Raw genomic sequence first — 9482 nt, forward strand, 5'->3', positions numbered from 1 at the left:
CTCCGGTTCAGCCCAGACCGACGCGCAGGCAGTCATGGATATGCAAGAGTCCCAAAGGCTGCCCCGCGCCGTCCGGGTCCAGCACGAACAGGCAGGTGATCTTGCGCTGGTTCATGATCGCGACCGCCTCTTCGGCCAGCGCGTCTGGGCCGATGGTGGTCGGCCCGGCGGTCATTACCTCGTCAGCGGTATGTGACAGCAACCCGTCCATCTTGCGCCGCAAATCGCCGTCGGTGATGATTCCGGCCAGCGACCCGTCGGGCTTGCAGACTCCGGCCACGCCAAATCCCTTCTGGCTGATTTCAATCAGCGTGTCGCTCATGGGTGCGGATTGCGGCACCAGCGGCAACGCCGAACCGGTATGCATCAGGTCACGTACCTTGGACAGTCGCGCGCCCAGCTTGCCGCCGGGGTGGAAATCGCGGAAATGTTCGGGGGTAAAGGCGCGGTGCTCCATCAGCGCGACCGCCAGCGCATCGCCCAGCGCCAGGGTCATGGTGGTCGAACTGGTCGGCACGATGCCGGTGCCGCAGGCCTCGGCTGCCTGGGGCAGAACCAGCGCGACATCGGACTGTTTGAGCAGGGTCGAGTCGGGGCGGCTGGCGACACCGATCAACGGAATGCCGAAGCGGCGGGTATAGGCGACGACATCCGCCAGTTCCGGGGTTTCGCCGGAATTGGACAGCACCAATGCCACGTCGCCCTGAGCCATCATGCCCAGATCGCCGTGGCTGGCCTCGGCCGGATGGACGAAATGCGCCGGGGTGCCGGTGCTGGCAAAGGTCGCGGCGATCTTGCGTGCGATATGGCCCGACTTGCCCATTCCACTGATGATGACCCGGCCCTTGGCGGCCAGCAACAGTTCGATTGCGCGGTCGAATTCGCTGTTCAGGCTGTTTTCAAGCTGGGTCAGCGCCTCGGCTTCGGTGCGGATGACCCGGCGGCCGGTGGTTTGGAATGTACTGGTCATGAGTGCGCAAATATGTCGATTTCGGGCCAGCCGGCCAGATCCAGCCGGGCGCGCGTGGGCAGAAAGTCGAAACAGGCACGGGCCATGTCGCTGCGGCCCTCGCGGGTCAGCCGTTTGTCCAGTTCCTCGCGCAGGCGGTGCAGGTACAGAACATCGGACGCGGCATAGTCGAGCTGTGCCGCCGTCAGTTCGGATGCGCCCCAGTCGCTCATCTGTTGCTGCTTGCTGATGTCGACGCCGATCAGCTCCTGGGTCAGGTTTTTCAGCCCGTGCCGGTCGGTATAGGTGCGGATCAGCCGGGACGCGATCTTGGTGCAATAGACCGGCGCCGCGAGGGCACCAAAGGCGTTGTACATCGCAGCGATGTCGAACCGGCCAAAGTGGAACAGTTTCAGCACATCGGGATCTTCCAGCATCGCGCAGAGGTTCGGGGCCTCGGTCTGACCGATGGCGACCTGCACGATATGCGCATTGCCGTCGCCGCCGGACATCTGAATCACGCACAGCCGGTCACGGTGCGGGTTCAGCCCCATGGTTTCACAGTCGATGGCGACGACCGGTCCCAGATCCAGCCCGTCAGGCAGGTCGTTTTGGTAAAGGTGATTGGCCAAGGGGGCATCCTCTGTCTGCATGGGGCGAGTGGGTTCAGGTCGAGATAGGCGCTTTGGCGTGCAAACTCAACTGCCGCAGGGTCACGGGCGGCAACAACTGGCGTCCGTTCAAAGATGGCGGTTAAAGTGGCGTTGACAAACCGGGGAGGGATGCCATGCGCGCCTATGATCGTGAGGATTTGCAGTTTCAGCTGTGGGACGTCGCCGGGCTGGGCGATCTGATTGCCGGCAGCGATCTGGACCGGGACGCGGTCAACGGCATTCTCGATACGGCGGATCAGATTGGCAGCGACTTCTTCCTGCCTATCGGACGCGAGATAGATGAAAACGAACCGCAGTTTGTCGACGGTCGGGCGGTGCTGCCCGATGTGGTGAAACCTGCGGTGGACGCCTTTGTGCGGGCCGGGTTCATTGGTGCCGGATTTCAGCCGGAACATGGCGGCATGGGCCTGCCGGAAACCGTGCATCAGGCGGCGGCGTTTGTATTGGCGGCCTCGAACGTGTCGCTTTCGGGATATGGCATGCTGACGGTGGGCGCGGGGCGGCTGATTCAGAGTTTCGGCACCGATAGGCAGAAGCGGACCTATCTGGAGCCCATGGTCGAGGGGCGGTTTTTTGGCACCATGTGCCTGAGCGAGCCGCAGGCAGGATCGTCGCTGTCTGACATCGCCACCCGTGCCGAGCCGATGGAGGATGGGCGATATCAGATCATCGGTCGCAAGATGTGGATCTCGGCCGGTGCGCACGAGCTGAGCGAAAACATCGTGCATCTGGTGTTGGCCAAGATCCCGGGCGGGCCGCCCGGCGTCAAGGGGATTTCGTTGTTCATTGTGCCCAGGCTGCGCGACGATGGTGCAACCAATGATGTGACGCTGGCCGGGCTGAACCATAAGATGGGTTATCGCGCCACCACCAATTGCGCGTTGAATTTCGGCGAGGCGGGCGGATGTATCGGAGAACTGCTGGGCGAGCCGCACAACGGGCTGTCCTATATGTTCCAGATGATGAACGAAGCCCGGATCGGGGTCGGCATGGGGGCCACGGCGCTGGGGCAGGCCGGGTATCAGGCATCGCTGGCCTATGCGCGGGACCGCCCGCAGGGGCGCGCGCCGACGGCCAAGGATCCGACGGCCAAACAGGTGGCGATCATCGATCATGCCGATGTGCGCCGGTTGCTTCTGGCGCAGAAAGCTGCGGTTGAACCGGCGCTGGCGCTGGCGATTATGTGTGCGACGCTGGTGGATCGCGAGCGGGCCGGGGATGTGAAAGCGAAAGCGTTGCTGGGCCTGCTGACGCCGGTGGCCAAATCCTGGCCTTCGGAATTCTGTCTGGAAGCCAATAAACACGCGATTCAGGTGTTGGGAGGGGCCGGGTACACGCGGGATTATCCGGTGGAACGGTATTACCGCGACAACCGGCTGAATCCGATCCACGAGGGGACACATGGGATTCAAGGGATGGATCTGCTGGGCCGCAAAGTGCTGATCGACGGCGGCGCCGGGTTTGGCGCGCTGGCGGATCGGATCCGAATGGATATTGCGGAAGGTGGCGAATTTGACGCTCCGCTGGAACAGGCGCTGACTCGGCTGGAGCAGGTCACCAGGCATTTGGCTGCACAGGTTGGGGCGGCGCCGGATCGCGGGCTGGCCAATGCGACATTGTACCTGGATTGTTTTGGCCATGTGATCATGGGATGGATGTGGCTGCGCATCACGCAAGCGGCGCAAAAATGCACCGCGCGGGATGGCGACAGCGATTTTCTGCGCGGCAAACATCAGGCGGCACGGTATTACTTTGCCCGGGAGTTGCCGCGCACGGAGGGATGGTCCGCGACGTTGCTGGGCAACGATCAGACCGCATTCGACATGCAGGCCGACTGGTTTTAAGCCGCGCCTAACGCCTGCGTCGGTCTGACGTTCCAGCAGATCGGCGCAGAATCAGGCCCAGATTGTCAAAGCTGTTGCGGATGCTGTCCGGTTCCGGTCTGGCAAAAAAGGCGTCGAGGTCGGGCCAAGCGCGGATGGCCTGATCGACAACCGGGTCGGCACCTTCGGTATAGAGGCCGGCCTTGATCATCACCTCGGATTGTTCATAGGCGCCCAGCAACCTGCGTACCTCCGAGATCATCGCGTTCTCGGCATCGCTGGCGGCGTCGGGCAGGCTGCGCGAGACCGATTTGCTGACATCCACGGCAGGGAATCGTCCCCGTTCCGCGATGTCGCGGCTGAGCACGATATGTCCGTCCAGTACTCCGCGCAGAATATCGGCGATGGGTTCGTCCATGTCCGACCCGGCCACCAGAACGCTGAAGACGGCTGTGATATGCCCGTGCCCCGCGCATCCGGGGCCTGCGCGCTCGCAAAGTGCGGTGATCAGGGGCGTGACCGAGGGGGGAAAGCCGCGCAGGGCGGGTGCCTCGCCGCCAGCCACGGCGATTTCACGATGCGCTTCGGCAAAGCGGGTCACCGAATCGGCGAGAAACAGAACGTTTAGCCCCTGGTCGCGGAAAAATTCGGCCACGGTCATCGCCGCCCAGGCACATCGCCGCCGGGTTAGCGCCGATTGATCCGAGGTTGCGGCCACAACCACCGCGCGTTGCATGCCCTGCGGGCCAAGGACCCGGTCGACAAAATCGTTCACCTCGCGACCCCGCTCGCCGATCAATGCGATCACCACGACATCGGCCATCATGTTGCGGGCAAGCTGCGCCAACAGGCTGGATTTTCCGACACCCGAGCCTGCAAACAGCCCAATGCGCTGACCCTGCACGATGGGCAGCATGGTGTTCAGCACCGACAGCCCGGTACCTACCCTTTCGCCGAGCGGCTGGCGTTCGACGGCCGGCGGTGGCGATGCCATCAGATCCTTGGCGTCGGGACCGCGCAACAACGGTTTACCATCCAGCGCCGCACCGAACGGGTCCACCACCCGCCCGATCCAGTGATCGCCCGGTGCAAATCGGCGAGTTCGGTGTAGAATTGCCCGGTCGCCGATCGCAACCCCGTCGGGGGCGGAATCCGGCAACATATGTATAGTGCCTTGTTCGATCTGCAGAACCTCACCCGCCAACGGAGTGCCGGATTTGCGTTTGAGCACGAGATGATCGCCGATATGGGCGTCATCGGCGAGGCCGGAAATCTGCACCGATCCGCCCCGCACACTTGCGACACGTCCCATCGGCCGCACCAACCGGGCATCGGCAATTTCGCTGCCCAGAATTTTCAGATCGACGTTCACGGCCCTGATCTCCTTTGGTTCCCTGACAACCCTTTCTAAAGGAATCGGGGTTAAGCCTTGGTTGAAATTGATCGAGGGAGAAGCCCCGATGTTCCAAGGATTGAACGTCTTTAAGACTGCGCACGCGATGGCAACACATGCCGGACAACGCCAGGCGATTGTCGCGCAGAACGTCGCGAACGCCGACACGCCGGATTACAAGGCGCGCGATATCAAACCCTTTGCCGAGGTGTTCCAAGGCGACGCTTCTGCCGGAATGCGGGCCAGCCGCGCCGGGCACCTTGGCGGTGCGGCCGTGTCGGGCGGCGCTTGGCAGACTTTTACGTCGGAGGAACAGACCGACCCTAACGGAAATTCCGTCTCGGTCGAGCTCGAGTTGCTGAAAGGAGTCGAAATCAAACGCCAGCATGACCGCGCGCTGGCGATCTATAAATCTTCGCTGTCGATTCTGCGTACCAGCCTGGGCCGAGGTTAGGGATAGGGAGATGAGCGAATTTTCAAAGGCCCTTTCGGTTTCCGCCAGCGCCCTCAAGGCTCAGGCCACGCGTTTGCGCCATGTGTCGGAGAATATCTCGAACGCGGACACACCGGGGTATCGGCGCAAGACCGTGTCATTCGAAGCCACGCGCGGACTGTCCGATACCGATGCGGTCACCGTGGGCCGGGTTCAGCTGGATCAGACGGATTTGGACAGGGTGTACGATCCATCCCATCCGCTGGCCGATGATACGGGTCATTTTGACGGCTCCAACGTCGATCTGATGATCGAAATCGCTGACGCCCGAGAAGCTCAGCGCAGCTATGAGGCCAATCTGAAAATGTTCGACCAGTCCCGGCAGATGTCTGCCGGCCTGATGGATTTGTTGCGAAAATAAAGGAGATCCAGAATGGATGTTCGCTCACTCTCTGCCGTTCAAAACTATGGTGCGGCCAAACCCGCGACCCAGCCAGACCCCGAATCCGGGGGCGCTGGGGCGCAGATCAAGACCGCCTTTCAGGATTTTGCCGCCACGTTGCAGCGCGGCGAGGAAACCGCGATGGCGGCGATGACCGGCGATGCCGACCCCCATGCGCTGGTGCAGGCGCTGGCACAGACCGAACTGGCCGTGGAAACCGCGATCACGGTCCGAAACAAGGTCGTCGAAGCCTATCAGGAAATCCTGCGGATGCCGGTCTGACTATGCTGAACGAGGGTGTCTTTTTCGATACTATGCGCCAGGGTCTGTGGGTTGCGGTGAGCATATCGATCCCGATCCTGACTGTGGCGCTGGTGACCGGCCTGGTGATCGGCCTGTTTCAGGCCTTGACGTCGATCCAGGAAATGACACTGACATTTGTGCCGAAATTGGCAGCCATCGTCATCGTGTTCTGGTTGTCCATGGGCTTTATGACCCAATCGCTGGTGTCGTTCTTTGATGGCCATATCATCCCCTTGATTGTTGGAGGTTCGTAATGGACGCAGCCAGCTATGTTACCCTGTCCCGCCAATCCGGTTTGATGCGCGAAATGCGTATCGTTGCCAATAATATCGCCAATGCGGCCACGACCGGCTATCGGCAGGAAGGGTTGATTTTTTCGGAGTTTGTCGAATCCGCCCCGGACCAGTCCTCGCTGTCGATGAGTCAGGCACGGGTGCGTAACACGTCGATGGCGCAAGGGGCGCTGACCCAGACCAACGGCACATTCGATTTCGCCATTGAAGGCGACGGATTCTTTATGGTCGAAACGGAGGCAGGCGAGCGCCTGACCCGCGCCGGGAGTTTTTCCTCGAATGCGGATGGCGATCTGGTCACCATGAACGGACAGCGAGTGCTGGATGCCGGCGGCGCGCCTGTTTTTGTACCGCCTGGCGTTGCGGGTATCAGTGTCGCGGCAGATGGCACTCTCAGCGCCGACGGGCAGTTGTTGGGCCAGATCGGTCTTTTCCAACCCATAGACCCGCTAGGCATGGTGCGCGAGGACGGGGTGATGTTCCGTGCCGACGCAGGCGTCGATCCGGCCGAGAACGCCACGGTCCTTCAGGGATTTGTCGAGGGATCGAACGTGAATCCAATTCTGCAGGTGTCGCGCATGATCGAAATTCAGCGGGCCTATGAAATGGGCCAGAGTTTTCTGGAAACCGAAGACCAGCGCATCCGCAACGCAGTCAAAACCCTGATCAAGTGACCTGAGCAAAGGAGAATCCTATGCGTGCCCTGAAGATAGCAGCCACCGGGATGAGTGCGCAGCAAATGCGCGTCGAGACGATTTCCAACAACCTGGCGAACATGAACACGACCGGGTATAACGCCCGGCGGGCCGAGTTTTCGGATCTGCATTATCAGCAGGTTAGTCGCGCAGGCACGGTCAGCGCTTCGGACGGTACGGTATTGCCGACCGGTGTTCAGCTGGGCCTGGGTGTTCGCCCGAGTTCGGTCACGGTCAATCTCGCGCAGGGTGCACTGGGCGAAACCGGCAACGATCTGGATGTCGCCATCGAGGGCAAGGGCTATCTGGAACTGACGTTGCCATCGGGCCAGTCGGCCTACACTCGCGACGGTAGCCTAAAGCGCTCTGCCGAAGGGTTGATTGTGACCTCGGACGGCCATGCGGTTGAACCCGAAATTGTCATCCCCACAGATGCACGCAGCATTTCAATCAATTCGGCGGGTGAAGTCTGGGCCTATTTCGACGATACCGCAGAAGGTCAGTTGCTGGGGGAGTTCACGCTGGCGGATTTCACCAATGCAAAGGGTCTGGAGGCGATCGGCAGCAACCTGTTCGTGGAAACCGAAGCGTCTGGTCCGGCTCTGGTCGCCACACCGGGTGAGGATGGGCTGGGAACCTTGCGACAGGGATATCTGGAGGCCAGTTCGGTTGATGCTGTACGTGAGGTCACCGAACTGATCGAAGCGCAGCGTGGCTATGAAATGAACGCCAAGGTGATTTCGGCCGTCGATCAAATGATGAGCGCCACGACGCAGGTGCGCTGATGAAACGTTTGCTGACCATTGCCTTGATCCTGGCCGCCACGACCGAGTTGTATGCTGATATCCTGGTACCGATCCGAACCATACGTGCCAAGGAAATCATTGCGGCAGAGGACCTGGCTACGAAGGAGTCCGACGACACCGGGGCTCTTTCGGACGCGCGCGATCTGATTGGATTTGAGGCCCGGGTGGCGCTGTATCCTGGCCGCCCGGTTCGACCCGGAGATGTCGGCCCGCCCGCCATTGTCAGTCGCAATGACTTGATTTCTCTGGTGTTTATCCAGGGCGGATTGCGCATTGTGACCGAAGGTCGTTCCCTTGGCCGCGGTGCGGTTGGCGAAACCATTCGCGCCATGAACATGTCCTCGCGTACAACAATCAGCGGCCGCATTCTAAGTGACGGCTCCATCGAGGTAAGATGATGAAATACATCCGTTCCACAATCACCCTGTCATTGGCCGGGACGCTCGCCCTTTCGGCGTGTGGTCGGTTGGACCACTTGGGCAAACCGCCGACGTTCAGCTCGAACACCGAGACGTCGGAACATGTGGCAATGTTGATGCCGGGTCTGCCGATGCAGACCCAACCGCAGCGTACTGTCGACCAATCCTCGTTGTGGAGCGGTACGCGCCAGTCACTGCTGGGCGATCGCCGTGCGATGACCAAGGGCGATATCCTGACGGTTGTTATCGAAATCGATGAAGAGGCTGAAATATCCAACGACACCGCCAGATCACGCAGCGGTTCGGAAAGCATGGAGCTGCCTGAATTCTTCGGATTGCCACAACGGATCGACGACAAGCTTCCTGCCGGAGCATCGATGGCGGATGCGGTCGATCTGGGGTCGAAAAGTTCCAGTTCTGGGAAAGGATCGGTCAAGCGCAATGAAAAGCTTACCCTGCGCGTGGCGGTCACCATTGTTGATGTCCTGCCAAACGGGGTGCTCGCAATCTCGGGCTCGCAGGAGTTGCGGGTCAATTTCGAACTGCGCGAATTGTTGGTTACGGGTTACGTGCGTCCTGAGGACATCTCGCGCCAGAACGAGGTCACCTATGACAAAATCGCATCGGCGCGTGTTTCCTATGGCGGGCGTGGACAGATCACGGATGTGCAGCAGCCACGCTATGGGCAGCAAATACTCGACACCGTATTGCCGTTCTGAGGATATTTGATGTTGTCAAAACTCATTCCGCTCGTCTTTCTGCTTTTGGGTATCGGCGCGGGTGTCGGGGCCGGGATGTTCATGGCGCCGTCCGACGACTCCAAGACCCAAGATGCGCCACAGGTGGAAAAGATCGCGGAGGATCGAGCCGAGCCTGTGGATGTCGCGAGCAGCGAGTTCGTCAAGCTGAACAATCAGTTCGTCGTTCCGATCATTCGAAACGAACGGGTCGCGTCGCTGGTCGTTGTCTCCCTGAGCATTGAAGTCGAGGCGGGAATGAATGACCGGGTCCGTGAGCGCGAACCAAAGCTGCGCGATTCCTTTCTGCGGGTGCTGTTTGACCATTCCAATATTGGGGGGTTTGACGGAGCGTTTATCAAGCCGGACACGCTTGACGTTTTGCGTCGCTCTCTTAGGGAGGTCGCCCAAAAGAATCTAGGTGAATATGCTATCGATGTGCTGATCACGGACATCGCCCGTCAAGACAATTGATGTCCGCACAGGCATCTCGGCCGTTTGTGAAATCGCCGCTG

The 9482-nt window shown here is 60.6% G+C and carries 13 protein-coding genes; 10 read left to right on the forward strand and 3 right to left on the reverse strand.

All coding sequences use genetic code 11. The features are described from left to right. Positions 1–7 precede the first annotated feature (7 nt). Together NANH_RS0114510 and NANH_RS0114515 are read right to left on the reverse strand one after the other, a co-directional pair. Complete coding sequence (locus tag NANH_RS0114510) at positions 8–970, reverse strand: KpsF/GutQ family sugar-phosphate isomerase (RefSeq protein ID WP_027262699.1); 963 nt, start codon at positions 968–970, stop codon at positions 8–10. Beyond that, positions 967–1581 carry a ribonuclease D gene (locus NANH_RS0114515; protein ID WP_027262700.1) on the reverse strand — a complete coding sequence of 205 codons (615 nt, stop codon included), beginning with the start codon at positions 1579–1581 and terminating at the stop codon, positions 967–969. The genes NANH_RS0114510 and NANH_RS0114515 overlap by 4 nt, the downstream gene beginning before the upstream one ends. A 155-nt stretch (positions 1582–1736) precedes the next feature. Here NANH_RS0114515 and NANH_RS0114520 point away from each other — a divergent pair, with 155 nt between their 5' ends. Beyond that, positions 1737–3467, forward strand: coding sequence for an acyl-CoA dehydrogenase (locus tag NANH_RS0114520; protein WP_027262701.1), 1731 nt, complete (start codon positions 1737–1739; stop codon positions 3465–3467). 7 nt (positions 3468–3474) lie between these two features. On the opposite strand, the gene NANH_RS0114525 is transcribed toward NANH_RS0114520, so the two are convergent. After that, positions 3475–4818: a FliI/YscN family ATPase gene (locus NANH_RS0114525; protein WP_036049873.1), complete on the reverse strand. Its 1344-nt coding sequence runs from the start codon at positions 4816–4818 to the stop codon at positions 3475–3477. Positions 4819–4906: 88 nt separating this feature from the next. Between NANH_RS0114525 and NANH_RS0114530 the strand changes: the two genes are divergently transcribed. The 9 genes from NANH_RS0114530 to NANH_RS0114570 are packed head-to-tail and all read left to right on the forward strand — an operon-like array spanning position 4907 to position 9441. After that, the gene (locus NANH_RS0114530) at positions 4907–5293 is read left to right on the forward strand and encodes a FlgB family protein (RefSeq protein WP_027262703.1); all 387 of its coding nucleotides are present in this window, start codon (positions 4907–4909) and stop codon (positions 5291–5293) included. A gap of 10 nt (positions 5294–5303) precedes the next feature. Then, the gene (flgC, locus tag NANH_RS0114535) at positions 5304–5693 is read left to right on the forward strand and encodes a flagellar basal body rod protein FlgC (protein ID WP_027262704.1); all 390 of its coding nucleotides are present in this window, start codon (positions 5304–5306) and stop codon (positions 5691–5693) included. Positions 5694–5705: 12 nt separating this feature from the next. Next, the gene (fliE, locus tag NANH_RS0114540) at positions 5706–5996 is read left to right on the forward strand and encodes a flagellar hook-basal body complex protein FliE (RefSeq protein WP_027262705.1); all 291 of its coding nucleotides are present in this window, start codon (positions 5706–5708) and stop codon (positions 5994–5996) included. A gap of 2 nt (positions 5997–5998) precedes the next feature. Then, positions 5999–6271, forward strand: coding sequence for a flagellar biosynthetic protein FliQ (locus NANH_RS0114545; RefSeq protein ID WP_027262706.1), 273 nt, complete (start codon positions 5999–6001; stop codon positions 6269–6271). Then, entirely contained in the window at positions 6271–6984 is a 714-nt protein-coding gene (locus NANH_RS0114550; protein WP_027262707.1) for a flagellar hook-basal body complex protein, read from the forward strand. The genes NANH_RS0114545 and NANH_RS0114550 overlap by 1 nt, the downstream gene beginning before the upstream one ends. A 20-nt stretch (positions 6985–7004) precedes the next feature. Further along, positions 7005–7790, forward strand: coding sequence for a flagellar basal-body rod protein FlgG (flgG, locus tag NANH_RS0114555; RefSeq protein ID WP_027262708.1), 786 nt, complete (start codon positions 7005–7007; stop codon positions 7788–7790). Continuing rightward, positions 7790–8209: a flagellar basal body P-ring formation chaperone FlgA gene (gene flgA / locus NANH_RS0114560; protein ID WP_027262709.1), complete on the forward strand. Its 420-nt coding sequence runs from the start codon at positions 7790–7792 to the stop codon at positions 8207–8209. Before flgG ends, flgA begins: the two co-directional genes overlap by 1 nt. After that, entirely contained in the window at positions 8209–8949 is a 741-nt protein-coding gene (flgH, locus tag NANH_RS0114565; protein ID WP_051372633.1) for a flagellar basal body L-ring protein FlgH, read from the forward strand. The genes flgA and flgH overlap by 1 nt, the downstream gene beginning before the upstream one ends. 9 nt (positions 8950–8958) lie before the next feature. Beyond that, positions 8959–9441: a flagellar basal body-associated FliL family protein gene (locus NANH_RS0114570; RefSeq protein WP_027262711.1), complete on the forward strand. Its 483-nt coding sequence runs from the start codon at positions 8959–8961 to the stop codon at positions 9439–9441. The last annotated feature ends 41 nt before the right edge of the window (positions 9442–9482 follow it).

The organism is Sedimentitalea nanhaiensis DSM 24252 (assembly GCF_000473225.1).
GTDB classification, from domain to species: Bacteria; Pseudomonadota; Alphaproteobacteria; order Rhodobacterales; family Rhodobacteraceae; genus Sedimentitalea; species Sedimentitalea nanhaiensis.